Origin of the sequence: Aromatoleum petrolei (assembly GCF_017894385.1) — a bacterium.
Lineage (GTDB): Bacteria > Pseudomonadota > Gammaproteobacteria > Burkholderiales > Rhodocyclaceae > Aromatoleum > Aromatoleum petrolei.
This window is the reverse complement of sequence record NZ_CP059560.1, coordinates 5240989-5266507: the sequence shown is the minus strand read 5'-3', so window position 1 is coordinate 5266507 and position 25519 is coordinate 5240989. Positions and strand designations below refer to the sequence as shown.

Genomic DNA, 25519 nt, shown 5'->3' with positions numbered 1-25519 from the left:
GGATGAAACTCAGGACTTCTCGCCGCGTGCCGCGAGATAGATGCCTGCAAGCAGCAACGCAAAACCGCCGAACTGAAGCGGCGCGAATTCCTCGCCAAAGATGACGAAGGCCATCGCCGCGCTGGCTACGGGTTCACCGAGCGTGACGACTGCAACGAAAGTCGCCGAGACATGGCGCAGCGACCAGTTGTAGGCGGTGTGCCCAAGTAGCTGCGGCCCGAGCGCCATGCCGGCAAGTACCGCCCACGCGGTAAGGCTGAAGCCGCTAAGCGGGGAGCCGCTGCCGCCATTCACCACGGCGAGGAACAGTGCGGCGACACCGTAGGCAAGCCATACATAGGCAGGCAGCGGTAGTCCCGCGCGCAGCCGCCGCCCGATCAGCAGATAGGCGGAAAAGCACCATGAGCCGACCAGCGCGAGCAGGTTGCCGAGCATCGGGTTCGAGCCGGCGCCGGTGTTCTGGCTGTCGCTCCAGAAAATCAGCAGGCTGCCGCCGAAGGAAAGGGCGATTCCGCCCAGCATCATCCGGCTCGGGCGCTCGCCGAACAGCACGAAGGACGCCAAGCCGATCCACAAGGGGTTCGTGGTGACCAGCGCAGTGCTGGAGGCGACCGAGGTGTACTCTAGCGAGGTGATCCACGTGCCGAAATGCAACGCAAGGAAGAAGCCTGCCGCCAGGGCGAGAAGCCCCTGGCGGCAGTTGATACGCGCGAGCGCGTGACCGGACTGCCACAGCGCGATCGGCGTGACGACCAGAGCCGCCAGCCCCAGCCGCCAGCACGCCACCGCGAGCGAGGGGACCCCCTCAGCCTGCGCGAAGCGCGCGAAGATCGCACCGAAGGACACCGCCATGAGCCCGATGCCCAGCACGACGAAGGGTAACCAGCGTGGCGGGGCATCGGCGCGCTCAATCAATGCCCGCCCTCCAGATAGGCCGCGCGCACTTCTTCGCTCGCGAGCAACTCCTGACCCGTCCCCGCCAGCACGATCTCGCCGTGCTGCAGCACGTAGCCGCGATGGGCGACGCGCAGCGCGTGGTGGGCGTTCTGCTCGACGAGCAAAACCGTCATGCCGTGCTCGGTGTTGAGTTCGCGGACGATTTGAAAAATGCGCTTGATGTAGATCGGCGCGAGGCCCAGCGATGGTTCGTCGAGCAGCAGCAGCTTGGGGCGGCTCATCAGCGCACGTCCGATCGCGAGCATCTGCTGTTCGCCGCCGGACAAGGTGCCCGCGCGCTGCGACGCCCGCTCCTCGAGGATGGGGAACATCGCATACACGCGCTTGATGTCGGCGTTGAAGTTCGCCGGGTCGGCAAAGGCCGTGCCCATGAGCAGGTTCTCCAGCACCGTCATGCGCGGGAAGATGCGCCGGCCTTCCGGTACGATTGCGATGCCGCGGCGCGAGATCAGGTGGCTCGGCACGCGGGTGATGTCCTCGCCGTCGAACACGATGCGCCCCGAGGAGGCCCCGGGCTTGCCGAACAGGCTCATCATCAGGGTCGACTTGCCGGCACCGTTGGCGCCGATCAGGGTGACGATCTCGCCGACCTGCACCGTGACATCGACGCCGCGCAGCGCGTGAATATGGCCGTAATGGGCGTGCACGCCCTCCATGTGCAGCATCATGCGGCTTTCTCCCCGGATGCGGTTTCCTCGTCATCCTCGCCGAGATAGGCCTTGATGACTTGCGGATCGTTGCGGATTTCCTCCGGCGTGCCCTCGGCGATCTTGCGGCCGTAATTCAGCACGCAGATGTGGTCCGAGACGTTCATCACGACGCTCATGTCGTGCTCGATCAGCAGGATGGCGATGCCTTCCTCGCGGCACAGCGACAGCAGCAGCGTGTTGAGCTCGGCCGATTCGCGCGGGTTGAGACCCGCCGCCGGCTCGTCCAGGCACAGCAGCACCGGATCGACGCACAGCGCACGCGCGATCTCGATGCGCCGCTGCGTGCCGTAGGGCAGGTCGCCCGCGGCGACGTCGGCAATGTCGGTCAGCCCGAGGCGTTCGAGCCAGTGGGCCGCCTTCTTCAGCGCCGCCGCTTCGGCGGTCCGGTAGGAGGGCAGGCGGAAGATGCCCGCCAGCGAAAATCCGGAGGCCTTCTGCAGGAAGTTGTGCTGCGCGACGATCAGGTTCTCCAGCACCGTCATCTTCGGGAACAGGCGGATGTTCTGGAAGGTGCGCACGACCTGCGCATCGCGCGCGACGCGGTGGCCGGTCATCGTCTCCAGACGCATCTCGCCCTTCCTCGGATGCACGAGGCGCACGCTGCCCGTGGTCGGTTTGTAGAAGCCGGTGAGGCAGTTGAAGAAGGTCGTCTTGCCGGCGCCGTTGGGGCCAATGATCGCGGTGATCTTGCCCGCCGGCACCGACACCGACAGGTCGTCGATCGCCGTCAGGCCGCCGAAGCGCATCGTCAGGCTCTCGACGGAGAGCAGGGTCGCGGCGCTCATGCCTCACCTCCCTTGATGGCAGCCTGTTTTAGACGGATCGTCGGCTCGCGCGAGGCGAGCAGGCCGCCTGGTTTCCACACCATGATCAGCACCATCGCGGTGCCGAACAGCAGCATGCGGTACTCGGAGAAGTTGCGTCCCAGTTCGGGCAGCAGCACCAGCACCAGCGCCGCGAGCACGACGCCGAGCTGGCTGCCCATCCCGCCCAGCACGACGATCGCGAGGATCGTCGCCGACTCCGTAAAGGTGAAGCTCTCGGGCGAGATGAAGCCCTGGCGCGCAGCGAAGAACACGCCTGCGAAGCCGCCCAGCATCGCGCCGATCGCGAAGGCCGAGAGCTTGACGTTGGTGACGTTCATGCCCATCGCCTTGCAGGCGATCTCGTCCTCGCGCAGTGCTTCCCAGGCGCGACCGACCGGCAGCTTGCGCAAGCGCGCCACGAAGACGTTGGTCAGCAGCGCCAGTACCAGGATCAGGTAGTAGAGGAAGACGATGCGGTGCATCCCCGAGAACTCGAGCCCGAAGAAGGTCGCGAAACTCTGCGTGCCTTCTGCCGGGTTGCGCTCGAAGGGGAGGCCGAACAGAGTCGGGCGCGGGATCGAGCCGATGCCGTTGGGGCCGTTGGAAAGCTCGGTCCAGTTCACCAGGATCACGCGGATGATCTCGCCGAAGCCCAGCGTCACGATCGCGAGATAATCGCCGCGCAGGCGCAGGATCGGATAGCCGAGCAGGATGCCGAACGCGGCGGCCATTGCGCCGGCCACCAGCAACGCCTCCCAGAAGGTCCAGCCGAAGTGCGAGAAGAGCAGCGCGTAGGTGTAGGCGCCGACCGCGTAGAACGCGACGTAGCCGAGGTCGAGCAGGCCTGCCAGGCCGACCACCACGTTCAGGCCCCAGCCGAGCATCACGTAGATCAGCACCGTCGTCGCCGTGTCGATGACGTAGCGGTTGTCGGAAAAGACGATCGGCAGGGCGATCGACGCGCCGAGGACGGCCCAGCCGATCACTTTCACCGCTTGCGGGGTGCGGTCGGCCTTCGCCACCGCGGGCTTCGCCGCACGACGGTTGCGGACCATGTCTATGATCCAGCGGAAGATGAACCGGCCGACGAAGGACGCGCCGACGAAGGCGCCGAGCATGCCGAAGCGGGTCTGCACGGTCAGTGCGCCCCCCTCGTCCACGGTCGTCAGTCCGACCATCGGGATGCCCAGCAGCAGGGCGATGAAGGCGACCCAGGCAGCGTCCTTGAAGCGTTCTGCGGGCGTGCGCGCATGGCGCGCGATGATCACGGCGCTCATCAGACCTTCTCCACTTCAGGACGGCCGAGGAGACCGCTCGGGCGGAACATCAGTACCAGGATCAGGATCGCGAAGGTCGCGACGTCCTTGTACTCGGGCGACAGGTAGGCCGCCCAGAAGGCCTCGATCAGGCCGATGATCAACCCGCCCAGCATCGCGCCCGGCAGCGAGCCGATCCCGCCCAGCACCGCGGCGGTGAAGGCCTTGATGCCGGCGACGAAGCCGATGAAGAAGTCGACCACGCCGTAATACACCGTCACCATCACGCCCGCGACCGCGGCCAGCGCCGCGCCGAGCATGAAGGTCGCCGAGATCGTGCGGTCGACGTTGATGCCCAGGAGCGCCGTCATCGTGCTGTCCTGCTCGCAGGCGCGCTGCTGGCGCCCGAAGGCGGTCTGGGTGATCAGCCAGGTGAAGCCCACCATCAGCGCGATCGTGACCACCACGATCATGATCTGTGTCCACGAAATCTGGACCGTGAATCCGCCGGATTGCCAGATCTCGATGCCGCCTTCGAGCACCGGCGGGATCGGTTTGACTCGCGCCCCCTGCGTGAGCTGGACCATGTTCTGCAGGAAGATCGACATGCCGATTGCGGAGATCAGCGGCGCCAGGCGGGTCGAACCGCGCAGCGGCCGATAGGCCATGCGCTCGACCGCCCAGCCGTAGGCCGAGGTGAAGAAGATTGCGGTGATCAGCACCGCGGTGAGCGCCAGCGGCAGCGACGTGATGTCGAACGCCGCGAGCAGCGTGAAGGCGGTGACCGCGATGAACGCGCTCACCATGAAGATGTCGCCGTGGGCGAAGTTGATCATGCCGATGATGCCGTACACCATCGTGTAGCCGATCGCGATCAGGCCGTACACGGCCCCCAGCGTCAGGCCGTTGATGAGCTGTTGCAATGCATATGCCACAGCAGTCTCCTTTGTCGTTTTGCGTGTGTCGCGCGAGCGGCGCAGACGGGCAGGGCGGCAGCCCGTGCCGGGAACCGTTCGGCGAGAGTGCGCCGCCGGCCTTATGGACCGGCGGCGCGCAGGCCGGGCTGGTTACCCGGCCATTTGAAACGGAGGATTACTTGGCGGCGTAGTCGTACTGGCCGCCCTTCCACTGATACACGACGAAGCCCGGCTGCTTCTGGTCGCCCTTGGCGTCGAAGGCGAGATCGCCGATCACGGTCTTGAAGTTGCCGCCGCGCAGCGTCTTCTCGAGATCCGCGTATTTGGTGCTCTTGGCCTGGGTCGCGGCGTCGGCGAAGAGCTGCATCGCCGCGTAGGCATACATCACGTAGCCTTCCGGCTCGACCTTGGCGTCGCGGAAGCGCTTGACGATCGGCGCGGCATCCGGGTTCTTGCGCGGGTCGGGCGAGAACGTGAACATCACGTTGTCGGCGGCGGCGCCGGCCGCGGTGACGAGCTCGGAGTTGGTCATGGTGTCGCCGCCCATCACGGTCAGCTTCAGGCCGGCCTGCTGCGCCTGGCGCAGGATCAGCGCGACTTCGGTGTGATAGCCGCCGTAGGCCAGCACTTCGACGCCGGCCTGCTTGAGCTTGGTCACGATGCCCGAATAGTCCTTCTCGCCCGCGGTGATCGACTCGCGCAGCGTCGGCTTCAGCCCCTTGGCGGTCATCGCCTTGGCCATCTCGTCGGCCAGCCCCTTGCCGTAGGCGCTCTTGTCGTCGAGCACGGCGACCTTCTTGCCCTTGAACTTGTCGGCGATGTAGCCGCCCGCGACCATGCCCTGCTGGTCGTCGCGCCCCATGATGCGGAAGATGTTCTTCAGGCCCCGCTCGGTCACCTGCGGGTTGGTCGACACCGTCGCCATCGGGATGTCGGCTTCCGCATAGACTTCCGACGCCGGGATGGTCGAGCTCGAGCACCAGTGTCCGTGCATGAACACGATCTTCTTGTTGACCATGGTGTTCGCGACCGACACGGCCTGCTTCGGGTCGCAGGCGTCATCGCCGACTTCCAGCTTCAGCTTCTGCCCGAGCACTCCACCCTTGGCATTGATGTCGGCGATTGCCATTTCCGCGCCGCGGCGGATCTGGTCGCCGGCCGAGGCGTACTGGCCGGTCATCGGGCCCGCGATCGCCACCGTCAGGTCGGCGTGGGCGAGCTGGGCCTGCGCGCCGAGCGCGAGGAAGGCGGTCGCAATCAGGGTCTTCTTCATGTGTTTCCTCCGTGGTGTCTGTGGTCCTTCAGGTACTGCACGAGCGACGCCCCTGCGTCGAGCACATGGGCCCGCGTCAGGGACGCCGCAGCGTCGGGGTCGCGCCGGGCAAACGCATCCAGAATGGCGGCGTGCTCGCTCTGCGTCTTGGGCATTTCGGTCTGCGCCGTCATCGCCAGCAGCGCGCGCACATAGCGCTCCAGCTTGTCGTAGAGCGCGCGGATCTCGGCCAGCAGTATGGGCCGGTCGGCGTCGGCGTAAAGCGTCGAATGGAACAACCAGTTCAGTTCGCCCCAGCGTCCGGGGTCCTGCGACGCACCGAATTCGGCCAGCTTCTGGCGGGCGTCGTTCAGGCGTTCGTCGCTGATGCGGGCTGCAGCCAGCCCAGCCGCGCGTGCCTCGAGCATCGCGCGGATATCCATGTATTCGAGGATCTCGGCCGGCGACAGGCCGGCCACCACTGCACCACGGTTTTTCGTGAAGCGTACGAGGCCCTCCGCTTCCAGCCGCTTCAGTGCCTCTCGCACCGGAATCTTGCTGACATGGAAGCGGGATGCGATCTCATCCTGGCGGAGCACCACGCCGGTCGCGAGATGCCCCCCGACAATCGCGTCGCGCAGCGAACCGGCAATCTGATCTGATGCCGAGAGACGCAAGACACGCGGGACTGCGAGTTGATCGAGTGACAATGCCATGGATGGTCTTGTGTAAGATCGTATACGTTATACGGAGAGGCGCGAAAATACCTCCCCGCGTAACGGAATGCAAGCTGCACTGCAATATCGAAATTTACCGATGTGCCCGCGAGATATCGAGCGGGCGGATCAGCCCTCGGGGAGCTTCAGTTCGGCCCACATGACCCACTGGCCGCAGGCGTTGCGCGGGCTGCGCTGGGTGCCGTGCCATGGTCCCTCGTTGCATGGGCCGCGTGCATCGTCCTCGTATTCCACCTCGCCGGGATTGACGCCAGGCTTGCGCGCGCCGCCCCAACGCTTGCAGGAGACGCAGCGCTTGCGGTCGGCGGGTTGGACAGGCATTGAAGTGAGGCGGAGGAGGGCGGCGCGGACTCAGGCCGCCTTGCGCACGAGATGCTCTGCCAGCGCAGGGCGGAGATTGCATTCCCGTTGCCAGGAGCGCCGCTCCTCATTGGCGGAGGCATACGCACGCGCCTCGTCATCGTCGAGGGCCGTGAGGGTCTCCAGCGTGCGCTGGAGGAAGACATGCTGCGGCAGCATGGTGCCGAAGAAGAGCACCAGGTCCCCGCGCTGGATCAGCAGCGTGGGGAAGTTCTCGATGTCGAGGTCGCCCACGACCTCCGCATCGTCCTCGACGTCCACCCAATGAAAGCCGGCCTGCGGCCACTGCGCCGCGAGCCCCTCGAATCCGGCCCGGTATTCGCGGCACGTGCCGCACCATTCGGCGCACAGGCAGACGACAAGAAGTTCGGGAAGCGGCAGGGCGTTCATCGGAAGAGATTCGTAAGCGGGCGGCCCGAGGCTAGCACATCCGGCACGACGGCACACCTCATGCGCATTCCGCAGTCTGAGTCGGCCGGACGTCGAGCCCGGCCGGTTCCAGCCCGCCGGCGGGGGAGCGTTCGCCTCAGCTCGCCGGTTCGATGCGAAAGACCGCCGGGTCGTCGCCGTGCTCGATCAGGATCCTGCGCACCCGCTCCTGCCACAGCCGGCCGAAGCGGGCGGACAGCTCCAGGTCGTCCGGCGCCTGCAGGCACCGCGCGAGCAGCTCGGGCGTTTGCGGATCGGCCGGGACCGACGAGAGGTCGGCCTGTGCGTCGACGGCCGCCCCGATGTCGAGGCGGGTGAAACGCATCGCCAGGGGCTGATCGGCCGCAAAATCGAGCAGGCCACGCCGCACAAAGCGACCGCCCAGGCCCTTGAAACCGCCGTCCTGCGCCGCCCCGGTGAGCAAGGTGATCACGCTCGCGATCACGCCCGTCACGCCCTCATCCAAGCGCCCGCGAAACGCAACCCGCAGGCCGCCGCGCTCGGGCAGGCGGTCCGGGTAGAGCGCGCGCAGCGCATGCACGCACAGCAAGTAGGCCGACGCCACCGTCGGGCACGAATGGCCGGCGAGCTTCACCGCATCCTCGTAGCCATACTCGATGACGCCGCCCTCGCTCGCACCGAGGAAGGCAGCGAGCGGGTCGCGCAGCTCGATGCGACGCACTTCGGCAAAAAAGTCGGGGAACCTCATTTCAGACCTCTTATCCTTGCGTTTCGGGAAAAGCCCCGTCCGGTGTCCTGACCGTATGGGGCGCAGTGGTGCAACTTCCTGTATCACGCAAGGATCTCAGCAAGGCTGCACTCGTCTCATTGATGCCCATCAACCGGCCGTTGGCGAGTGAGGGCTTGCGGGTGGTTCGAATGGATCGGGGGATTTCATGACGCACTTCTTGTCTTCGCTGTCGCGTCTTGCCGAGGGAGCCGCTTCTCGCGTCAAGCCGCACATCGCACGCATCATGGTCGCGGTGCTGATGGCGTCCGTCATCTGCCTGTCGCCCGCCTCGGCGCAGACGGTGGTTCGGAGCGAAGCGGGGCCGGTCCGCGTGACCGAGGTCGCGCGCGGTCTCGATACCCCGTGGTCGCTTGCCTTCCTCCCGGACGGCAACATGCTTGTCACCGAAAGGCCCGGTCGCCTGCGCGTCGTGACGCCGGAGGGCAGGCTCTCGCCACCGCTCCAGAACGTGCCCCGTGTGCATGCGACCGGACAGGGCGGATTGCTCGACGTCGTGGTCGGATCGAATTTCGCACGCGACCGCCTCATCTGGCTCTCTTTCGCCCAACCCACACAGAAGGGGGCCCGCACCGCGGTTGCCCGGGCGCGACTGGACGAATCCGCCGAGAGCCTGCAGAACGTAGACATCGTCTTTGCGCAACGCGAAGATCCGGACGGGCGCAATCACTGGGGATCGCGTCTCGTTTTCGACCGCGAGGGTAGGCTCTTCGTCACCCTGGGCGACCGCCAGTCCTATCGCGACAGCGCGCAGGACGTGGGCAGCCATCTCGGCAAGATCGTGCGGATCGCACCCGACGGCAGCATTCCCGCCGATAACCCGTTCGTCGGCACGAGCGGCGCCTTGCCCGAAATCTGGTCCTACGGTCACCGCAACGTCCAGGGCGCGGCGCTGCATCCGGTCAGCGGCAAACTGTGGGCGCACGAGCACGGGCCGCAGGGCGGCGACGAGGTCAATGTCGTGCGTGCCGGCGCCAATTACGGCTGGCCCGTGATCGCGTACGGCAAGGAATACGTCACCGGCTTCAGCATCGGCGAGGGAACGCAGCGGGCCGACGTCATCGCCCCGGTTCGCTATTGGGTCCCTTCGATCGCGCCCTCCGGCATGGCCTTCTATACCGGGGACGCATTTCCCAAGTGGAAGGGCAACCTTTTCGTCGGCGCCCTGCGCGGACAGGTTCTCGTGCGGATCGAGCTGGACGGCGAAAAATTTGTTCGCGAGGAACGCCTGCTCACGGAGCTGGGCAGCCGCATCCGCGACGTTCGCCAGGGCCCCGACGGGAGGCTCTACCTCCTCGACGAGAGCGAGGGCCGTATCCTCCGGCTCGATCCGGGCTGATGCCGGGGTGGCGCGTCACGCGGCAGCGAGTCGCTCGAGGAAACGCGGCGGAATCGGGGCAACCTTGCGCGTCGTGTAATCGAAGAACACGAAGCCCAGCTTCGCCCGCGCGACCTCGCGCCCGGATTCGCGCTCGCTGACCTGGCAGACGATGTCCCCGCCGTACTTGTTGAAATCGTTGGCCGCGAACCGGAACACCAGCGTCTCGCCCTCGAAGGCTTCGGAAACGTATTGGAACGCTGCGTCGGTAATCACGGTGCCGACCCCTTCCACTTCGATATGCGTGTAACCCAGGTCGACGAAGAACGCCTCGCGCGCATTCGAAATCAGCACCACCATTTGCGCATTGTCGACGTGACCGGCGCGGTTAACGTGTTCAGTCCGGACGGGAAGCTGGTCATGGTAAATGAAGCGTTCGGGCAGTTCGACTTTGATTCGTGGCATGGGGAAAAAGCTAAAGAGATCGCTCGCAGAGCCGTAAGTATAAGGAAAGCTTCGATGCGCCGGTACGCGTCCGCCATTCGTGCCGCAAGGCGGGCCGATCGTCGGAATCCCCCGTCGCAGCGTTGTTTGAAGCATCCAAGCGGCGAAAGAATTGTGTCAAACTGATCTTGTTTGAGATTCGCCCTCAGTCCGGCGACGGTGATCGCCCTTGTCCCGTACCGCCATCGAAGCGGAGCGTCTCGTGACCACCCTACAACCATCGCGCCATACCGGAGCTTCCGATGCATTCCGTCCGCATCAGGGGGTGCTGCTCGAATGCCGCGACTTCGTCAGCCAGCGCGTACGCGAAGCGCTCGCCCGGGCTGTCGGCGAACTCGGAGATGAACTCCAGGCTCGTCGCCTGGGCGCGAAGACCGCCGACGAAGCGCAGAAACTGATCGAGTTGCAGGCACTCCTGCGCGGCATCGGCGCCGACATCGACCGGGCTTTCAGCGCCGGCTTCGAGGATCAATTCCAGGAGCGCGCCAAGAGTTCGAACGTCAGCGGCTCGTTCTACGAGGGTGACAACGGCTTCTTCCCGGAACTCTCTCTCGTCGATGAAACGGAAATCGACGAAACGCTGGCCGTGAAGAACCTCGCAACCCGGCTCGAACGGGCCTGCGAGGCCGAAAACCAGGATCTGCAGACGCGCGTCGCCTTCATTCTGGGCGAAAGCGACGTCGACAACGCCACGAACCCGATCGGCCCGACTGCGATCTGCGAAGCGCTCAAGGACATTTGCTGGGGGCAAGAGGCATCCGGCGGCCTGCGCGCCACTGCCCTCGAATTGCTCATCGGCAGGTTGGCGGGGGAGCTTTCCAACGTTTATCACGACGTCAATGCGCTGCTCGTCGCACGGCGCGTGATGCCCAATGTCCGCCCGCGCGCGCGACGCGGCAAGGCCTCGGAGCGCATGGCCATGCGCAAGAGCGCGGCACTTCCCGGCGAGCCCGATCCGTCCGATGTCGTGAAGGAGATCTTCACGGCCCGCGCCGCAGCGGCCGAAAGGGCCGATTGGCGGCAACGCGCAGGTACGGTCGACCTGATGCAGCTTCTCGATGGCCTGCAGCAAGGACGTGCAGACTTGCAGTTCGGCGGGCAAAACTTTGCCCTCCCGCCCGACGGCCAGCCCTCCGGCAATGTCATCAACGCCCTCATCGAAGCCGGACTCAGCAAACAGGCGAGTTCCATCGACGGCATCGTCATCGACGTCGTCGCGACTTTGTTCGACTACATCTTCGACGACTCGCGCGTACCCGACGCGATGAAGGGGCTCATCGGGCGCCTGCAGATCCCTGTCCTGAAGCTGGCGATGATGGATCACGGCTTCTTCTCCAATCGCACGCATCCGGCCCGTCGCCTGATCAACCTGCTGGCACAGGCAAGCGTCACCTGGGACGGCCCTCTGGCCGAGGACAGCTCGCTTTACCGAATTGCCGAAGGCATCGTCGTCCGCATCCAGAACCAGTTTGCCGACGACCCAAGCGTCTTCGCCGGCTGCCTGCAGGAATTCGAGAACTATCTCGTCGAGCAGGAGCGCTATGCCGATGCACGCGCGGCCACCCTGACGGAGCGCCTGCGCGAGCGCGAGCGCATCGATCTCGCGCGCAAGCTCGGCGAAGACGCTCTGTCCGCGCACCTCGGCAACGAAGACATCCCCGATGTCGTGCGCGACTTCATCCGCGACAGCTGGACACGGGTGCTGGGGCATGCAGCCCTCGAGGTCGGCGCAACGGCGGCCCCCGTCAGGAGCGAGCGCTGGTCCAACGCGATGGCCGCTGTCGACGAGCTTGTGTGGAGCGTCCTTCCAAAAGAGAGCATGGAAGAGCGCCAGCGCATGGTGAAGCAGCTCCCGGTGATTCTGCGCAACCTGAAGGCGAGCATGAATGGCGCAGGGATCGAGGAAGCAAGCCAGAAGGCTTTTTTCTCGGAACTCGTGAAATGCCATGCGGCAGCCCTGAAGGCACCGGTCGGGGCCGCGCAGGCACCGGCCCGTCCCGCTCCCAATGCGCCCGCGCGACCCTCCGGCCCCTTGCCCGGCCTGCAACCGATCGGCGAGGAGCCCACGCCGGAAATGCTCGAACTCGATCTGCTCACCCGTGGCAGCTGGCTGGAACTCCGGGACGAATCCGGCGAGGTGCGGCGCGTGCGCCTGACCTGGATCAGTCCCGCTCGGACGATGTACCTGTTCGCCAACCGGCAGGGGCAGCGCGCGCTCGCGCTGACTCGCACCGAACTGGGGCGGCGTTTCGCGAGCGGCGAAGCATCGACCGCCGATCAGGAACCCCTCCTGGATCGTGTCGTGGACGACGTACTCGACGAATTGCGGGGCTGATCCCGGGAGCGTCCGAACCGGGACGAAATCACACAGAATCCAGCAGGCGGGCAATCAAGCCGGCGACATCACGGAAACACTCGCCCGACTGCGCTGCATGAGAGGTAAAGGGAATGAATTCAGCCAGCAACCAGCGAGACCGCCGCCAGGTGACCGGAAACATCCGCGACTTCCTGCTCGCTGCCGACGAACTGCCCAGTCCGCGCGGCGCCGCGCTACAGCTCATCGAGCTCGCGCGCGATCCCGACGTGCGCATCGACGCCGTCGTGCGCGTGATCCGATCCGATCCTGCATTGTCGGGTTTCGTGCTGCGCGCTGCGTCCGCAGCACGCTTCGGGCGCACGGAACGCTCCCTCGACCTGCAGCAGGCAGTGATCAGGCTGGGCATGAACATCGTACGTGCGCATGCAGTCGCGTTGTCGCTGGTCACGAACCGCCCGAAGGTCACATCGAAGCGCTTCAACTACAACGCCTTCTGGACATCGTCGCTGCTCAATGCGGCCGTGATGGAAGCGCTGGCCCGCCACCGCGGCGACCTCCCGGCGGCGGAAGCATTCACGCTGGGCCTGCTGAGCGAGATCGGAACGCTCGCATTCGCCACGGGGGCCCCGGCAACCTACGACCTGACGCTGGAGCAGGCTGCGCGCGGCGCCGAGCCGGTCGAAACAGTGGAAATCGCCACCTTCGGCTTCGATCGTCACGAACTGTCCGCAGTCCTGCTGGCCGACTGGGGGCTGCCGACCTCGCTCGCCGACGTCGTTTACTGGCAATGCGATCCCGAAGGGGGCGGCTTCGAGCCCGATTCGCGTTCCTATCGTCTCGCTTGCGGCCTGCAGTTGGCGACCAAGCTCGCCGACACCTGCCTCGCCGCGCAGCCCGATCCGGATTCGGTGGCGACGATCTACCTGCGCGCCGCGATCCTCGACCTCACGCCGGAAGAGACGCGCAAGCTCGCAATGGATGCCCTCGCCGAACTACCGATGTGGACCGATCTCGTGCGCCTGCCCAAGCCCGCGATCACGGCCCTGCCATCGTCCTGGGTGGATTGACCGGCCGGCTCAGAGCACCTTCAGCAGGTCGGTGCGGAGGTCTTCTGCACGCCGCTGGCCGGAACGGCTCTCCATGATCATGCGAAACCACGCGGGGTAGTGCGCGCGCAGCTCCTCATGCGTTCGTGCCCCGTTGATGCTGGTCATCAGCGAGACCGGCGCATGGATGCTGCTGAACGTCTTCAGCGTGTTCAACATGAAATTGCGCGCCATCTCCAGTTCCTTTGGATTGGGGGGCGTCGGCAGCGACCGGAATGCCGTGATGGACGGCATCGGGCCGGAAGGCTCTGCCTCGGCGCCGTCGGCCGCTCGGAGCTTCTTCACCTCGATGAGGCCCAGCTCTTCGAGCGTACCAAGCGTGTGCGTCAAATCGTTGGCCGAGACCAGGTCGCGCAGTTCGGACACCGTCCTGCGACCATCCACGAGAATCAGGACTCGGCGCACCCGGGGCGAGAGTTCCCCGCTTCGGCTGGCGATCTCCTCTTGCCCTTTCTCGGTCTTGGCGAATACCACTCCCATCAATGTCTCCTGTTTATTCTGTGTGCAACGTCCGTCGAGGGGCGCAACGCGATTCTGGCATGACTTCTGTCCATGCAGCGAGAGTTGCCGGTGGCAGGATGCCGCAGGCAGGGCTCCGGTCGCCGGCAATAAGAAAAGTCTCCCGCCATGCTTGACGAAGGAATTCGCGTCCCTCTACAATCGCGCCTCTTCGCCACACTGGGCGGTTAGCTCAGCGGTAGAGCACTGCCTTCACACGGCAGGGGTCACTGGTTCGATCCCAGTACCGCCCACCAGTCGATGACGAAGACGCACGGAATTCCGGGCGGTTAGCTCAGCGGTAGAGCACTGCCTTCACACGGCAGGGGTCACTGGTTCGATCCCAGTACCGCCCACCACATGCAAGGCCCTGGAACTCCCGTTTCAGGGCCTTTGTTATTTTGCGTGCGGATTGCAGCCGTCACCGCCTTCGCGTGGTGAAGGAGGGCCGATGGCGTAGAATCCGCGTCTTTAGATCCGGTCCAGAGTCCTCATCGATGGCTTCCAACGTTCGCACCCGTTTCGCCCCCAGCCCCACCGGCTACCTCCATATCGGCGGCGCGCGTACCGCGCTCTTCTCGTGGGCCTTTGCGCGTCGCCATGGCGGTACCTTCATCCTCCGCATCGAGGACACCGACGTGGCGCGCTCGACGCCCGAAGCGGTGCAGGCGATTCTCGACGGCATGGCGTGGTTGGGGCTCGATGCCGACGAGGGCCCGTTCTACCAGATGCAGCGGATGGAACGCTACAAGGAAGTCATCCAGCAGATGCTGGCTGCCGGCGCCGCATACTACTGCTACACCTTGCCAGAGGAACTCGACCGCATTCGCGAGGAGCAGCGTACACGGGGCGAGAAACCGCGGTACGACGGCCGCTGGCGGCCCGAACCGGGCAAGGTGCTGCCAACGCCGCCCGAAGGCGCGAGTCCGGTCGTGCGTTTCCGCAACCCGGCGGACGGCGTCGTAGCGTGGGACGATCTCGTCAAGGGACGCATCGAGATCGCCAATTCCGAACTCGACGATCTTGTGATCGCACGTGCCGACGGCACCCCCACCTACAACTTCTGCGTCGTGGTCGATGACCTCGACATGGGCATCACCCACGTCATCCGCGGCGACGATCATGTCAATAACACGCCGCGGCAAATCAACATCCTGCGCGCGCTCGGTGCCCAGGTGCCGTTGTACGCCCACCTGTCGATGATCCTCGGCGACGACGGCACCAAACTGTCGAAGCGGCATGGCGCGGTGAGCGTGATGCAGTACGACGACGACGGCTATCTGCCCGAGGCGGTCGTGAATTACCTTGGCCGTCTGGGCTGGAGCCATGGCGACGACGAGATCTTTTCGCGCGAACAGTTCGTAGGGTGGTTCGATCTCGACCACATCACGCCTTCGGCCGCGCAGTTCAACACCGAGAAGCTCAACTGGCTGAACGCCCATTACATCAAGCAGGCCGACAACACGCGTCTTGCGGCCGAGGTCGCGCGCCGGCTCGCACGTCGCGGGGTGGATCCCGAAGCCGGGCCCGCGCTGGAATCGATCGTCGCGCTATACAAGGAACGCGTCGCCAATCTGAACGAACTGACCGACTCGGCGGAGCTGTACTGCATCGAAGTGCATCCGGCGCCCGAACTCATTGCCCAGCACTTGAGCGAGGGCGCGCGTGCCGCGCTCGCCGCGCTGAAAGGGCGCCTCGAGGCCGCCGCATGGGAGAAGGCTGCGCTCAATCAGGCGATCAAGGACACGATGGCCGAGCATGGGCTGAAGATGCCGCAAGTCGCAATTCCGCTCCGCGTGGCGACCCTGGGTGTTGCGCAGACCCCGGCCATCGACGCAGTGCTCGAGGTTCTCGGGCGCGAGCGCGTGCTCGCGCGCATGGCACGCTACATCTGACGCTAGCCTGCGGAGGCAGTCGACAAAAAAGGCTGCCCCGCGAACCGTCATCTCTCCGACAGGGGCGCCAAGGCGCCCCTGTCGCGTTGTATTGACCGGCCGCGGCCGGCACGGTTGACGACGATCAAGATGTCGGCAATTTCCCCGTCTCCACGCCGCACATCGGGCCGTTCGCAGGTGCAAGAGGCGTTTCGGCATTTGTTAGAATCCGCCCCTCCCGCTATTGGTAACAAAATGCAACCCAAAGCCTTGCATCGTCGCGCAAACCTGCGTCCAATCGCGGTGTTCGCCGGCATCGCGTTGTTCGGATTCAACGGTCTGGCGCTCGCGACCGCTGGCAACGCCACGTTCGTCAAACCGTTCCGGCCGGAGTTCAATCCCGTCGCCCGCGTGTCCTGCCCGCAATCGGGACCCTTGCCGCGAAACCTGATCGACGCGGCGGCTTGCGGGGACATGGTCCGCCTGCGCGCCCGCATTGCCGAGGGCGCCGACCTTGCCGCGACGGATTCGCACAAACCGCTTCATGGTCGGACAGCACTCCATCACGCCGCCCAGCGTGGCGACCGGGAGGGGGTTGACGCACTGCTGGCCGCCGGCGCGCGTCCCGATGCCGTAGACGCTGCGGGGAATGCTCCGATGCATCTTGTGGCGATGCGCCGGCGCATGGATTCCGACGTGGCGATCGTCGAGTCCCTCATCAAGGCCGGAACCGACGCCCGACTGCGCAATGCGAAGGGGCGTACGGCACTTGGCGAGTTGTTGAATTTCACGGCATACCGCATCGATCCCCTGCGCGTCGGGGTGGAGAAGATCGGGAGCATGCTCGACGATGCGGAAGCCAAGGGGCCGGTGAAGGTCGTGCAGCCCGAGGGGGGCCAGGCGGGCGAGGGGCAGGTTTCCGCTCCGGTTGCGAGTGCGGGTGACGAGTCGCCGTCGGGCGAGGGGCGGGCCAACGATCCGCTGCAGGCCGAAACGGCCGTACGCGAGGCGCTGGAGGCATGGGCCCATGCGTGGTCCGCACGCGACATCGATTCCTATCTGAATCATTATGCACCCGACTTCCGACCTGCCGACGGACGGCCGCTCGAGCAATGGCGCACCCTGCGGCGCGAACGCATCGGTGGTGCGTCATCCATCGACGTGAAGCTGGCGGAAGTGAAGATTCTGCTCGACGGAAAGCGAGCGATCGCGCAATTCCGCCAGGATTACCGCAGCGAGGCGCTGAATTCGGTAGACCAGAAGATCGTCGTATTCGGCAGGGTGACAGGCAGTTGGCGCATCATCGAGGAACGGACCGCCAAATAAGGCCCGCCGGCGACAAATCGCCGCCCTAAGTATCGACCGCGGGATTCGTTCGCCGCAAGGCGGTGATGCTGTCGCCCCGGTCGGCGGCCGGCCTTCAGTCGGCCGCGAAACACTCGCTGAAGTAGCGGTCCCGCAGCGCGCGCGCACGCGATTCATGGTCGCGTTTGTAGCGGTTTCGCCGCAGATGCATCCTCGCGTCGGCATCGGCTCGCTCAGCGCGTTCCTGATAGCTCGCACAGCGCGCGGCGTGTGCCTGACGCTCGTCGTCGCGCCGCTTGAGTTCCACACGTGCGCTGCGCTTCGCGGCTTCCCGTCCGGACTCGATTTCGGAGACGAAACCTTGCTCCTTGCGTGCACGAGCCTGGGCGGCGGCGCGTTCCCGTGCGGTGGGGGCGTGCGCGGGGAGATCGACACGCGCCCCATCGTTTTCGCACGGGAGCGCCTGATAGCTGGCCTGCCCGCTGGCCGACACGCACTTGAAAACTTGCGCCCGGCTCGCGGCGGGCACAAGGGCGAACGCCGTCGCGACGACAGCAATGGCATGCAGTTTTCCGCGGCTCATGACGATAGTGAATTGGCGAGAATGCACATAATGCCATAAGCATTTTTCCACGTCGCGTGCGCGCGATCACGGAGGCGTTTGTGGAATTTTTGCGGATAATACGAATGCCTCTTGATGCAACTGCATGTTGCAATCGCGCCCAACCTTGAGCACTATAATTCACCGGCACTTTATTGCCGCTCAAATAGGGGTAGCGCCAATGTCCAACGATGAGAACTCGTCACGGCTAAAACGCCCGGACCTGTCGCTGGAAGAGAACAATTACCTGCTGATGCTCGGGGACCGCATTCGCGACCTGCGTGCGCAACGGGGCATGACGCGCAAGATGCTGGCCCATCAATCAGGGGTGTCGGAGCGCTACCTGGCCCAACTCGAAACGGGGCACGGGAACATCTCCATCATCCTATTGCGGCAGATCGCGCAGGGGCTCGGGTTTTCGATCGTGGATCTGGTGCGGGAGGAGGCGGAGCAGTCGCCCGAGCTGACGCTGCTGATCCAGTACCTGAGCCGTTTCCCGCCTAAGACGCATGAATGGGCGCGCCGACTGCTGCAGAACGAGCTCGAATCGTCCGGGCGCAGTGCGCGCAGGCAGCGCATCGCCTTCATTGGCTTGCGCGGGGCCGGGAAGACGACGCTCGGCACGATGCTCGCGGAGCATCTCGGCGTGCCTTTCCTCGAACTTGCAAAAGTGATCGAGCAGGAGGCGGGTGCCGACCTGTCGGAGATCTTTTCGCTCTATGGACAATCGGCCTACCGCCGCTATGAGCGCCGCGGGCTGGAGTCGGTGGTTGCGAACAACGAAGCCTTCGTGCTGATCGCTGGCGGCAGCATCGTCTCCGAGCCCGCGAACTTCGACCTGCTGCTGTCGTCGTGTTTCACGATCTGGCTGTGTGCGTCCCCCGAGGAGCATATGGCCCGCGTCATGGCGCAGGGGGATTACCGCCCCATGCACGGCAACCAGGAGGCGATGGACGACCTGAAGCGCATCCTTGCGGGCCGGACGGCCATGTACAGCAAGGCAGACGCCATCATCGATACCTCCGGCCGAACGGTCGAACAATCTTTCCTGGACATCATCGATGTCCTTTCGCGCTGAGCGTGCGTCGATGATCCGGTAGCCGGACGCCGCTCGGGCCGAGCCCGCTGTATTCCGGTTGTTGTCCTTCGACGCGATTCGAACGACCGGCGCTCCTTGATTGCCTTCTGTCTAAGCCCTCGCCGTTCCGCACCTGCCGGGTGCGGAACGATGTCGGAAGAAGGGCGCAACGACGCGGAACCACCGCGTGCCTGCAAATCTCCGGAAAACTCGGTGCGGCAGTGCAACATCGTGCATGAGCCGTCTCCAGTCCTTTCCCCTATCGCCCCATTTTTCCTGAAGATCTTGCCCGGACTGGGTTTTTGGCCGGCTATCGGTCGGAATTCGACGTTTGTTTTCCCATAAATCGAGTTCTATATTGAACCGTAGTGCACTTATTGGTGCACTGCGGCATTAAAGCCTCGAATTTTGCCGATAAAAACTGCAGTCCAATGCATGCAAACCTGCTTCGGGTTTGACTTAAGTCAACATCGCCTGCACTGCAGTGCGTAACATGCGACATCATGCAGGACCGGCAAGATAATGCAGCAAAGGCGGACTCAGGGACGGGATCCGCAACACATCAGAGGAGATAGTTCGATGAGCGATGGTTTGTTCGACCAGTTCAAGACCTGGTACGAGAAGCGCCACGATTATGCACGCGACTGGAAGGCGCGGACAGGTGGCCAGGTGGTGGCAACGATGTGCACCTACACGCCGGAAGAGCTGCTGATCGCGGCCGGCATGTTGCCGGTGCGCGTCCTCGGTGCGCACGAGCCGCAGAACGTGACCGAGCCGCACATCTTCGGCATGTTCTGCCCGTTCTGCCGCGACTCGCTCGCGCAGGGTCTGCTGGGCCGCTTCGACTACGCGGAAGGCGTCACGCTGACCCAGTCCTGCATCCAGTATCGCCAGACCTTTGGCTCCTGGCGCCTGCACGTTCCCACCGTCAAGTGGGACTACTACGTGCCGATGCCCAACGAGGTCCAGTCGCAACATTCGCGCAAGGCTCACCACGCAGAAGTGCAGTCCTTCCGCGTGTTCCTGCAGACGCTGATCGGCAAGGAAATCACCGATGCGATGCTGAAGGATGCGTTGGCCGTGTGCGACGAGAACCGCCGCCTGCTGCGCGAGCTGTATGAATTCCGCAAGGAAGCCGACCCGAAGGTGACCGGCGTCGAAGCTCTGTACGCATCGCTGACCGCTCAGTTCATCGACAAGCGCGAGCACAACGAGATGCTGAAGAAGGTGCTCGCTGCGCTGCCGACCCGCAAGGTCGAGCGCAAGACCGGTGCCCGCTTCATGACCATCGGTTCCGAGAACGACGACATCGCGTTCATGGGCATGGTGGAGTCGGTCGGTGCGACCATCGTCGTTGATGACCAGTGCTCGGGCAGCCGCTACTTCTGGAACGCCTCGAAGCCCGAAGACGACGTCATCAAGGCCATTGCCGATCGTTACTGCGATCGTCCGGCCTGTCCGACGAAGGATTACCCCGCGCACACCCGTTTCGACCACGTTCTCGGTCTGGCCAAGGACTACGGCGTCGAGGGCGCGATCTTCCTGCAGCAGAAGTTCTGCGATCCGCACGAGGGCGATTACCCGGATCTGAAGCGTCATCTGGAAGATAACGGGATTCCGACGCTGTTCCTGGAATTCGACATCACCAATCCGATCGGGCCCTTCCGCATCCGTATCGAGGCATTCCTCGAGACGCTGAGCGAAGAAGAGCTGTTCTGAACTGACGGGAAAGAGGGATAAACGCCATGGCAAATCTGTATCCGACCGAGCCGCTGAAGCTCTGGAAGAAGGCGAAGGAGCTTCGCGAGCAGTACTACATGAACTACGCCCGTGCGAAGGAGAAGGGCGGCATCCGCTGGTCCGGCTCGGCCTGGGCGCTGGATGCGATCCCCGCCGGCCTCGGTGAGGACGTCTATTCGCTGACCGGCGAGCCGTACGCCGCAGCCGTCGCCCACGACCGCAAGTTCGCCAAGGAGTGCATGGACGCGGCCGAAGCTTACGGTTTCGCCCGTGACCTGTGCTCGTACATGCGGATTTACTGGGGCGGCATGCACCTGAACAAGTACGCCTTCGGCGGCGAGTTCCCGAAGCCCGACTTCGTCTTCCAGACCCAGATCTGCTGCTCGCACTCGAAGTGGTACCAGCACGTCGCGAAGGAAGAGAAGATCCCCGAGTTCTACCTCGACGTCGGCGTCGGTCCCTATAAGGACATGACGGACGCCCGTCTCGACTACGTCGCCAACCAGCTGCATGACGGCATCGAGTTCGTGCAGAAGGCAAGCGGTCGCGAGTTCAACGACGAGCTGTTCATCGAGGCGGTGAAGAACGAGATGCGTTCGACCTCCCGCTGGGCGGACATCTGCGCGCTGAACAAGGTGAAGCCCGCTCCGCTCGACGAGAAGACGATGTACTCGCTGTACGTGCTCTGCACGCTGTCGAAGTCGTCGAAGTGGTGCGCTGACTTCATGGACGAGCTGTACGAGGAGGTGAAGGATCGCGTCGCCCGTGGCATCGCAGCCGTGCCGAACGAGACGATCCGCCTGATGACGGACACGCAGCCGCCCTGGTCCTTCCTGAAGATCTTCCGCTACCTGGAGACCTACGGTGCGGTGTCGATCGGCTCGCTCTATACGTTTGCGCTGGAAGGCATCTGGGAAGAGAAGGCTGACGGTACCTGGGGTGGTCGTACCCTGCCGTGGAACAAGGGCGTCGAGATCAAGGATCGTGCCACCGCCGTGCGTCTGTATGCCGACTGGAACCTGTCGAAGCCGCAGTGGCAGCACTTCTACGATCCGCGTCTCAAGAGCGACATGATGCTGCGCATCATCAAGGAATGGCAGGTCGACGGCGTGATGCTGCACCTGAACCGCGGCTGCGAAGGCCTGTCGGTCGGCATCATGGAAAACCGTCTCGCTATCGCGAAGTCGGGTACCCCGGTGATGACCTTCGAAGGAAACATGGGCGACGAGCGCGAGTTCGACGAAGTGCGTACCCAGGCACGTGTCGACGCCTTCATGGAGCAGCTTGGCGTGCGTCGCCAGGCAGCCTGATCGGTAACAGAGCCAAGAGGAGACGAGAATGATTACCGCTGGAATCGATATGGGGTCCCGCAGCGTGAAGGTTGTGCTGCTGGAGCAAATCAAGGTTGAAGGCGCCAAGGAGCCGAGCTTCGCGGTCAAGAAGGCTCACCTGATGCTGCCGGGTGACCTCGACGCCGACCAGGCTGCCGAGAAGGCCTTCGATGCCGCTCTCGCCGAGGCTGGCGTGACGCGTGACCAGGTGAAGTCGATCTTTGCGACCGGCGCCGGCCGTGGCCAAGTGGCCTTCGCTACCGAAGGCATCACCGAGATGACGGCCGGAGCGCGCGGTGCGGTGTACATGTACCCGCAAGCTCGCACGGTGGTTGACGTCGGTGCCGAGGAAGGCCGCGGCATCAAGACCGATCCGGACGGCAAGGCGATCGACTTCGCCGGTAACGAGAAGTGCGCCGCGGGTGCCGGTTCCTTCGCCGAGGCGATGAGCCGCGCGCTGCAGCTCACGCTCAAGGAGTTCGGCGAGGCCAGCCTCAAGTCCGACAAGAGCATCCCGATGAACGCGCAATGCACGGTGTTCGCCGAGTCGGAAGTGGTGTCGCTGATCCACTCCTCGACGCCGAAGGAAGACATCGCCAAGGCGGTGCTGGATGCAGTGGCGAGCCGTGTCTGCGCGATGGTCCGTCGCGTCGGCATCGAAGGCAACGTGGTGCTGATCGGCGGCATGGGCCACAACCCCGGTTTCGTCCAGTCGCTGAAGACCGCAATGGACGTCGATGAGGTTCTTCTGCCCGAACTGCCCGAGTTCGTCAGCGCCCTGGGTTGCGCGCTGATTGCAGCCGAGCGAGTGCACTGAACCGAAACGCGAACAGATACGGATTAAGGAGCGATCAAATGAATGCAGAAGTTGCTGCCGCCACCGCCGCCCCCGAGAAGAAGGAATTCTGGCGCTGGCAGGAAAACACCTGGTACGACGAGTCGAAGAACTGGAAGGACGCCAAGATCATCACCTGCGGTATCGACGTGGGTTCGGTGTCCTCGCAGGCGGTGCTGGTCTGTGATGGCGAGCTGTACGGCTACAACAGCATGCGCACCGGCAACAACTCGCCGGACTCGGCCAAGAATGCGCTGCAGGGCATCATGGACAAGATCGGCATGAAGCTTGAGGACATCAACTATGTCGTCGGCACCGGTTACGGCCGGGTGAACGTGCCCTTCGCCCACAAGGCGATCACCGAGATCGCGTGCCACGCCCGCGGCGCGAACTACATGGGCGGCAACAAGGTGCGCACCATCCTCGACATGGGCGGCCAGGACTGCAAGGCCATCCACTGCGATGACAAGGGCAAGGTCACGAACTTCCTGATGAACGACAAGTGCGCAGCCGGTACCGGCCGCGGCATGGAAGTCATCTCCGACCTGATGCAGATCCCCATCGCCGAGCTGGGCCCGCGTTCGTTCGACGTCGAAACCGAGCCGGAAGCCGTGTCGTCGATCTGCGTCGTGTTCGCGAAGTCGGAAGCGCTGGGTCTGCTCAAGGCCGGCTACACGAAGAACATGGTTATCGCCGCCTACTGCCAGGCGATGGCCGAGCGCGTCGTGAGCCTGCTCGAGCGGATCGGTGTGGAAGAGGGCTTCTTCATCACCGGCGGTATCGCGAAGAACCCCGGCGTTGTGAAGCGGATCGAGCGTCTGCTGGGCATCAAGCAGATCGATACCAAGATCGACAGCCAGATCGCTGGCGCGCTGGGCGCCGCGCTGTTCGGCTACACGCTGATGCAGAAGCAGGCCGCCAAGTAATTGGCGCGAAGGCCGCGGCGATCCGCAAGGGCGCCGCGGCGCATTGAATCCAGGAGAGGGAAATGATCGCGAACTACGGTTACAAGGACGGTTCCGGCGAGTACTACATCAGCATCGACACGGACAAGTGCATCGACTGTGCGGCCGAGCGGGCTTGTCTGAAGGCCTGTCCGCAGCAGATGTTCGAAATCATCACCGATGACTACGACGATGAAGTGGCGTGGGTGAAGAAGGAAAAGACCCGGGCACTCGCCTATGACTGTGCCGCGTGCAAGCCGGCCGGCGGCTACACCAGCCTGCCCTGTACCACCGCCTGCACGCCGGGCGCGATCAAGCATTCCTGGTAAGGAGTAAGCCATGTTCCCGGCGATGACGGAGGGTTCCAAGATGAGCACGAAGAAGACGATCCCGATCAAGCTGGCCGGTGCCGCATCGCGCGAAGAGGATGTCGAGGAGCGCCTGTTGCGGGAAGGCTGGAAGCGCCTGACGACAATCGGCGAGCCGCGGTTGTCGGAAATCGCCGAAGCGTACCGGGGCATGGGCTTCGAGGTGCACGTCGAGAGCTACCAGACCGAGGGTGACGGTTGCACGACCTGCCTCGACACCGACCAGGAAATGGGGAAGGTCATCGGCACGGTATATACCCGCCGTTCGGCCGCGCCCCAGCAGGAAGACGAACTGTTCTGAGAGGCGGTGACGCGAACGGACGCGGAACTGCCAACCAAAGGAGATAGGTAAATGTCTGACCAGAAGCGTGTGATGCGGGTGCTGAAGAAGGAAGACCTGAATGCGATCGTCGAGATCGACGCTGCAGGCTCCAAGCAGAATCGTCGCGAGTACTACGAGCGGAAGCTGGAAGGGGTTCTCAACCCGCAGCACAACATCAACTCCTCCCTCGTGTGCGAGATTGACGGCAAGATCGCCGGTTTCGTGATGGGCGACGTGTATTTCGGCGAATTCGGCATTCCCGAATCCACCGCAACCATCGACACCATCGGCGTCGATCCGCGCTTCCAGAACCGCGGCGTGGCAAGCGAGCTGCTGGACCAGTTCATGATGAACATGAAGGCGGCGGGCGTGAAGAAGGTCTACACGCTGGTGAACTGGGACGACTTCGCGCTGGAGAAATTCTTCTCCCGTCAGCGTTTCTCGCCGTCCAAGCGCATCAACCTCGAATACACCGTTTCCTGAGCGGCCAGGCCGGCGCGCGGAGTCCGTCCCATGTGGATCGATTGCCATTGCCATACCAAGTACTCCTACGACAACTGGCTGGAGCCGGTGGATCTGATCCGCCGCGCGAAGGAGCTGGGACTCGACGGGGTGTGCATCACCGAGCATTACTCGTATGAAGCGTCGCTGCCTGTCGAGCAGGTGGGGCGCGACGAGGGTTTCCTGGTGTTGCGCGGCGTGGAGATCGCGACCGATCGCGGGCACATGCTGGCTTACGGTATGCAGGATGACGGCTGGAACATCTGGGGGCGCGACAACTACCTCCCGATCAACGAAGTCATCGAGCATATCAACAGCATTGGCGGAATCTGCGTGCCGGCCCATCCGTTCCGCGAGGTCGGGGTCGCGAGCCTGCTCCACGGGCTGCTCGACATCACCGGGATTGCGGCCGTTGAAACGCATAACGGCGGCAATCTCGACAGCGACAACGATCTGGCAATCAGTGCCGCTCGCCACATGACCCTGCCAGCGCTGGGCGGCAGCGATTGCCACAAGACGATTGCGGTCGGGAAGTGCGCGACGAAGTTCTCGCAGCCCGTCACCGACATGGCGAGTTTCATCGCGGCTGTACGCGCGGGAGCCTGCCAGGGGAGTTACTACCCGGGCTATCTGCAGCTTGCACAGGCGGCGTAAGAAACAGCTCGGACCGGGCAAACGCTAAGCCCGGAGCAAAACAGAGGACGA

27 protein-coding genes and 2 tRNA genes are annotated in these 25519 nt (G+C 64.2%); 16 read left to right on the top strand and 13 right to left on the bottom strand.

All coding sequences use genetic code 11. The annotated features are described in order from the left end of the window. Positions 1–9: 9 nt before the first annotated feature. The 10 genes from ToN1_RS24015 to ToN1_RS23970 form a co-directional block, all read right to left on the bottom strand. Complete coding sequence (locus ToN1_RS24015) at positions 10–852, bottom strand: DMT family transporter (RefSeq protein WP_169207005.1); 843 nt, start codon at positions 850–852, stop codon at positions 10–12. Positions 853–911: 59 nt separating this feature from the next. Continuing rightward, complete coding sequence (locus ToN1_RS24010) at positions 912–1622, bottom strand: ABC transporter ATP-binding protein (RefSeq protein WP_169207004.1); 711 nt, start codon at positions 1620–1622, stop codon at positions 912–914. Further along, positions 1622–2452 (bottom strand): ABC transporter ATP-binding protein, encoded by an 831-nt coding sequence (locus ToN1_RS24005; protein ID WP_169206956.1) that lies wholly within the window; start codon positions 2450–2452, stop codon positions 1622–1624. The genes ToN1_RS24010 and ToN1_RS24005 overlap by 1 nt, the downstream gene beginning before the upstream one ends. Further along, positions 2449–3750, bottom strand: coding sequence for a high-affinity branched-chain amino acid ABC transporter permease LivM (livM, locus tag ToN1_RS24000; RefSeq protein ID WP_169206955.1), 1302 nt, complete (start codon positions 3748–3750; stop codon positions 2449–2451). Before livM ends, ToN1_RS24005 begins: the two co-directional genes overlap by 4 nt. Beyond that, positions 3750–4664, bottom strand: a complete 915-nt coding sequence (locus ToN1_RS23995; protein WP_169206954.1) for an ABC transporter permease subunit — start codon at positions 4662–4664, stop codon at positions 3750–3752. The genes livM and ToN1_RS23995 overlap by 1 nt, the downstream gene beginning before the upstream one ends. A 157-nt stretch (positions 4665–4821) precedes the next feature. Continuing rightward, the gene (locus tag ToN1_RS23990) at positions 4822–5919 is read right to left on the bottom strand and encodes a branched-chain amino acid ABC transporter substrate-binding protein (protein ID WP_169206953.1); all 1098 of its coding nucleotides are present in this window, start codon (positions 5917–5919) and stop codon (positions 4822–4824) included. Next, positions 5916–6614 carry a GntR family transcriptional regulator gene (locus ToN1_RS23985; RefSeq protein ID WP_169206952.1) on the bottom strand — a complete coding sequence of 233 codons (699 nt, stop codon included), beginning with the start codon at positions 6612–6614 and terminating at the stop codon, positions 5916–5918. The genes ToN1_RS23990 and ToN1_RS23985 overlap by 4 nt, the downstream gene beginning before the upstream one ends. A 129-nt stretch (positions 6615–6743) precedes the next feature. Then, entirely contained in the window at positions 6744–6956 is a 213-nt protein-coding gene (locus ToN1_RS23980; protein ID WP_169206951.1) for a hypothetical protein, read from the bottom strand. A gap of 30 nt (positions 6957–6986) precedes the next feature. Beyond that, positions 6987–7385: a thioredoxin family protein gene (locus tag ToN1_RS23975; RefSeq protein ID WP_169206950.1), complete on the bottom strand. Its 399-nt coding sequence runs from the start codon at positions 7383–7385 to the stop codon at positions 6987–6989. 136 nt (positions 7386–7521) lie between these two features. After that, entirely contained in the window at positions 7522–8133 is a 612-nt protein-coding gene (locus ToN1_RS23970) for a hypothetical protein (protein ID WP_169206949.1), read from the bottom strand. Between the two features lie 265 nt (positions 8134–8398). Here ToN1_RS23970 and ToN1_RS23965 point away from each other — a divergent pair, with 265 nt between their 5' ends. Further along, the gene (locus ToN1_RS23965) at positions 8399–9511 is read left to right on the top strand and encodes a PQQ-dependent sugar dehydrogenase (RefSeq protein WP_210148162.1); all 1113 of its coding nucleotides are present in this window, start codon (positions 8399–8401) and stop codon (positions 9509–9511) included. Positions 9512–9526: 15 nt separating this feature from the next. Here ToN1_RS23965 and ToN1_RS23960 read toward each other — a convergent pair whose 3' ends face one another. Further along, positions 9527–9955 carry a thioesterase family protein gene (locus ToN1_RS23960; RefSeq protein ID WP_169206948.1) on the bottom strand — a complete coding sequence of 143 codons (429 nt, stop codon included), beginning with the start codon at positions 9953–9955 and terminating at the stop codon, positions 9527–9529. Positions 9956–10163: 208 nt separating this feature from the next. Between ToN1_RS23960 and ToN1_RS23955 the strand changes: the two genes are divergently transcribed. Both ToN1_RS23955 and ToN1_RS23950 read left to right on the top strand, forming a co-directional pair. Next, entirely contained in the window at positions 10164–12329 is a 2166-nt protein-coding gene (locus ToN1_RS23955) for a DUF1631 domain-containing protein (protein WP_169206947.1), read from the top strand. 113 nt (positions 12330–12442) lie between these two features. After that, positions 12443–13378, top strand: coding sequence for an HDOD domain-containing protein (locus ToN1_RS23950; protein ID WP_169206946.1), 936 nt, complete (start codon positions 12443–12445; stop codon positions 13376–13378). A gap of 9 nt (positions 13379–13387) precedes the next feature. Here ToN1_RS23950 and ToN1_RS23945 read toward each other — a convergent pair whose 3' ends face one another. Further along, entirely contained in the window at positions 13388–13897 is a 510-nt protein-coding gene (locus tag ToN1_RS23945) for a helix-turn-helix domain-containing protein (protein WP_169130841.1), read from the bottom strand. A gap of 200 nt (positions 13898–14097) precedes the next feature. On the opposite strand from ToN1_RS23945, the gene ToN1_RS23940 reads away from it, so the two are divergent. From ToN1_RS23940 to ToN1_RS23925, 4 genes are all read left to right on the top strand, one after another. Further along, positions 14098–14172, top strand: a tRNA-Val gene (locus tag ToN1_RS23940). Positions 14173–14199: 27 nt separating this feature from the next. Further along, positions 14200–14274: transfer RNA gene (locus ToN1_RS23935), tRNA-Val, on the top strand. A gap of 138 nt (positions 14275–14412) precedes the next feature. Further along, positions 14413–15810: a glutamate--tRNA ligase gene (gene gltX, locus ToN1_RS23930; RefSeq protein WP_169206945.1), complete on the top strand. Its 1398-nt coding sequence runs from the start codon at positions 14413–14415 to the stop codon at positions 15808–15810. A gap of 114 nt (positions 15811–15924) precedes the next feature. Next, on the top strand, positions 15925–17115 hold the full coding sequence (locus ToN1_RS23925) for a nuclear transport factor 2 family protein (protein WP_210147925.1): 1191 nt from the start codon (positions 15925–15927) through the stop codon (positions 17113–17115). A 94-nt stretch (positions 17116–17209) separates the two neighbouring features. On the opposite strand, the gene ToN1_RS23920 is transcribed toward ToN1_RS23925, so the two are convergent. Continuing rightward, on the bottom strand, positions 17210–17677 hold the full coding sequence (locus tag ToN1_RS23920; RefSeq protein ID WP_210147924.1) for a DUF4124 domain-containing protein: 468 nt from the start codon (positions 17675–17677) through the stop codon (positions 17210–17212). A gap of 199 nt (positions 17678–17876) precedes the next feature. Between ToN1_RS23920 and ToN1_RS23915 the strand changes: the two genes are divergently transcribed. From ToN1_RS23915 to ToN1_RS23875, 9 genes are all read left to right on the top strand, one after another. Further along, entirely contained in the window at positions 17877–18773 is an 897-nt protein-coding gene (locus tag ToN1_RS23915; protein WP_169205569.1) for a helix-turn-helix transcriptional regulator, read from the top strand. 579 nt (positions 18774–19352) lie between these two features. After that, a complete protein-coding gene (gene bzdN, locus ToN1_RS23910) occupies positions 19353–20492 on the top strand; it encodes a benzoyl-CoA reductase, bzd-type, subunit N (protein ID WP_169205570.1) in 1140 nt (379 codons plus the stop codon). A gap of 26 nt (positions 20493–20518) precedes the next feature. Then, a complete protein-coding gene (bzdO, locus tag ToN1_RS23905; protein ID WP_169205571.1) occupies positions 20519–21823 on the top strand; it encodes a benzoyl-CoA reductase, bzd-type, subunit O in 1305 nt (434 codons plus the stop codon). Between the two features lie 28 nt (positions 21824–21851). Beyond that, the gene (locus tag ToN1_RS23900; protein WP_169205572.1) at positions 21852–22661 is read left to right on the top strand and encodes an acyl-CoA dehydratase activase; all 810 of its coding nucleotides are present in this window, start codon (positions 21852–21854) and stop codon (positions 22659–22661) included. 38 nt (positions 22662–22699) lie between these two features. Then, positions 22700–23605 (top strand): benzoyl-CoA reductase, bzd-type, subunit Q, encoded by a 906-nt coding sequence (bzdQ, locus tag ToN1_RS23895; protein WP_169205573.1) that lies wholly within the window; start codon positions 22700–22702, stop codon positions 23603–23605. 62 nt (positions 23606–23667) lie between these two features. Beyond that, positions 23668–23952 carry a ferredoxin gene (locus ToN1_RS23890; RefSeq protein WP_169205574.1) on the top strand — a complete coding sequence of 95 codons (285 nt, stop codon included), beginning with the start codon at positions 23668–23670 and terminating at the stop codon, positions 23950–23952. 40 nt (positions 23953–23992) lie between these two features. Continuing rightward, positions 23993–24292 (top strand): hypothetical protein, encoded by a 300-nt coding sequence (locus ToN1_RS23885; RefSeq protein ID WP_244860879.1) that lies wholly within the window; start codon positions 23993–23995, stop codon positions 24290–24292. Between the two features lie 51 nt (positions 24293–24343). Next, positions 24344–24796 (top strand): GNAT family N-acetyltransferase, encoded by a 453-nt coding sequence (locus ToN1_RS23880; protein ID WP_018991502.1) that lies wholly within the window; start codon positions 24344–24346, stop codon positions 24794–24796. A 30-nt stretch (positions 24797–24826) separates the two neighbouring features. Next, complete coding sequence (locus tag ToN1_RS23875) at positions 24827–25468, top strand: CehA/McbA family metallohydrolase (RefSeq protein ID WP_169205576.1); 642 nt, start codon at positions 24827–24829, stop codon at positions 25466–25468. The last annotated feature ends 51 nt before the right edge of the window (positions 25469–25519 follow it).

Excerpts from the sequence above, each read along its gene's own strand:
- ToN1_RS24015 (WP_169207005.1), bottom strand. The coding sequence starts at position 852 with ATGGCGGTGTCCTTCGGTGCGATCTTCGCGCGCTTCGCGCAGGCTGAG.
- ToN1_RS24010 (WP_169207004.1), bottom strand. The coding sequence starts at position 1,622 with ATGCTGCACATGGAGGGCGTGCACGCCCATTACGGCCATATTCACGCG.
- ToN1_RS24005 (WP_169206956.1), bottom strand. The coding sequence starts at position 2,452 with ATGAGCGCCGCGACCCTGCTCTCCGTCGAGAGCCTGACGATGCGCTTC.
- livM (WP_169206955.1), bottom strand. The coding sequence starts at position 3,750 with ATGAGCGCCGTGATCATCGCGCGCCATGCGCGCACGCCCGCAGAACGC.
- ToN1_RS23990 (WP_169206953.1), bottom strand. The coding sequence starts at position 5,919 with ATGAAGAAGACCCTGATTGCGACCGCCTTCCTCGCGCTCGGCGCGCAG.
- ToN1_RS23985 (WP_169206952.1), bottom strand. The coding sequence starts at position 6,614 with ATGGCATTGTCACTCGATCAACTCGCAGTCCCGCGTGTCTTGCGTCTC.
- ToN1_RS23980 (WP_169206951.1), bottom strand. The coding sequence starts at position 6,956 with ATGCCTGTCCAACCCGCCGACCGCAAGCGCTGCGTCTCCTGCAAGCGT.
- ToN1_RS23975 (WP_169206950.1), bottom strand. The coding sequence starts at position 7,385 with ATGAACGCCCTGCCGCTTCCCGAACTTCTTGTCGTCTGCCTGTGCGCC.
- ToN1_RS23970 (WP_169206949.1), bottom strand. The coding sequence starts at position 8,133 with ATGAGGTTCCCCGACTTTTTTGCCGAAGTGCGTCGCATCGAGCTGCGC.
- ToN1_RS23965 (WP_210148162.1), top strand. The coding sequence starts at position 8,399 with ATGGTCGCGGTGCTGATGGCGTCCGTCATCTGCCTGTCGCCCGCCTCG.
- ToN1_RS23960 (WP_169206948.1), bottom strand. The coding sequence starts at position 9,955 with ATGCCACGAATCAAAGTCGAACTGCCCGAACGCTTCATTTACCATGAC.
- ToN1_RS23950 (WP_169206946.1), top strand. The coding sequence starts at position 12,443 with ATGAATTCAGCCAGCAACCAGCGAGACCGCCGCCAGGTGACCGGAAAC.
- ToN1_RS23945 (WP_169130841.1), bottom strand. The coding sequence starts at position 13,897 with ATGGGAGTGGTATTCGCCAAGACCGAGAAAGGGCAAGAGGAGATCGCC.
- gltX (WP_169206945.1), top strand. The coding sequence starts at position 14,413 with ATGGCTTCCAACGTTCGCACCCGTTTCGCCCCCAGCCCCACCGGCTAC.
- ToN1_RS23920 (WP_210147924.1), bottom strand. The coding sequence starts at position 17,677 with ATGAGCCGCGGAAAACTGCATGCCATTGCTGTCGTCGCGACGGCGTTC.
- ToN1_RS23915 (WP_169205569.1), top strand. The coding sequence starts at position 17,877 with ATGTCCAACGATGAGAACTCGTCACGGCTAAAACGCCCGGACCTGTCG.
- bzdN (WP_169205570.1), top strand. The coding sequence starts at position 19,353 with ATGAGCGATGGTTTGTTCGACCAGTTCAAGACCTGGTACGAGAAGCGC.
- bzdO (WP_169205571.1), top strand. The coding sequence starts at position 20,519 with ATGGCAAATCTGTATCCGACCGAGCCGCTGAAGCTCTGGAAGAAGGCG.
- ToN1_RS23900 (WP_169205572.1), top strand. The coding sequence starts at position 21,852 with ATGATTACCGCTGGAATCGATATGGGGTCCCGCAGCGTGAAGGTTGTG.
- bzdQ (WP_169205573.1), top strand. The coding sequence starts at position 22,700 with ATGAATGCAGAAGTTGCTGCCGCCACCGCCGCCCCCGAGAAGAAGGAA.
- ToN1_RS23890 (WP_169205574.1), top strand. The coding sequence starts at position 23,668 with ATGATCGCGAACTACGGTTACAAGGACGGTTCCGGCGAGTACTACATC.
- ToN1_RS23885 (WP_244860879.1), top strand. The coding sequence starts at position 23,993 with ATGAGCACGAAGAAGACGATCCCGATCAAGCTGGCCGGTGCCGCATCG.
- ToN1_RS23880 (WP_018991502.1), top strand. The coding sequence starts at position 24,344 with ATGTCTGACCAGAAGCGTGTGATGCGGGTGCTGAAGAAGGAAGACCTG.
- ToN1_RS23875 (WP_169205576.1), top strand. The coding sequence starts at position 24,827 with ATGTGGATCGATTGCCATTGCCATACCAAGTACTCCTACGACAACTGG.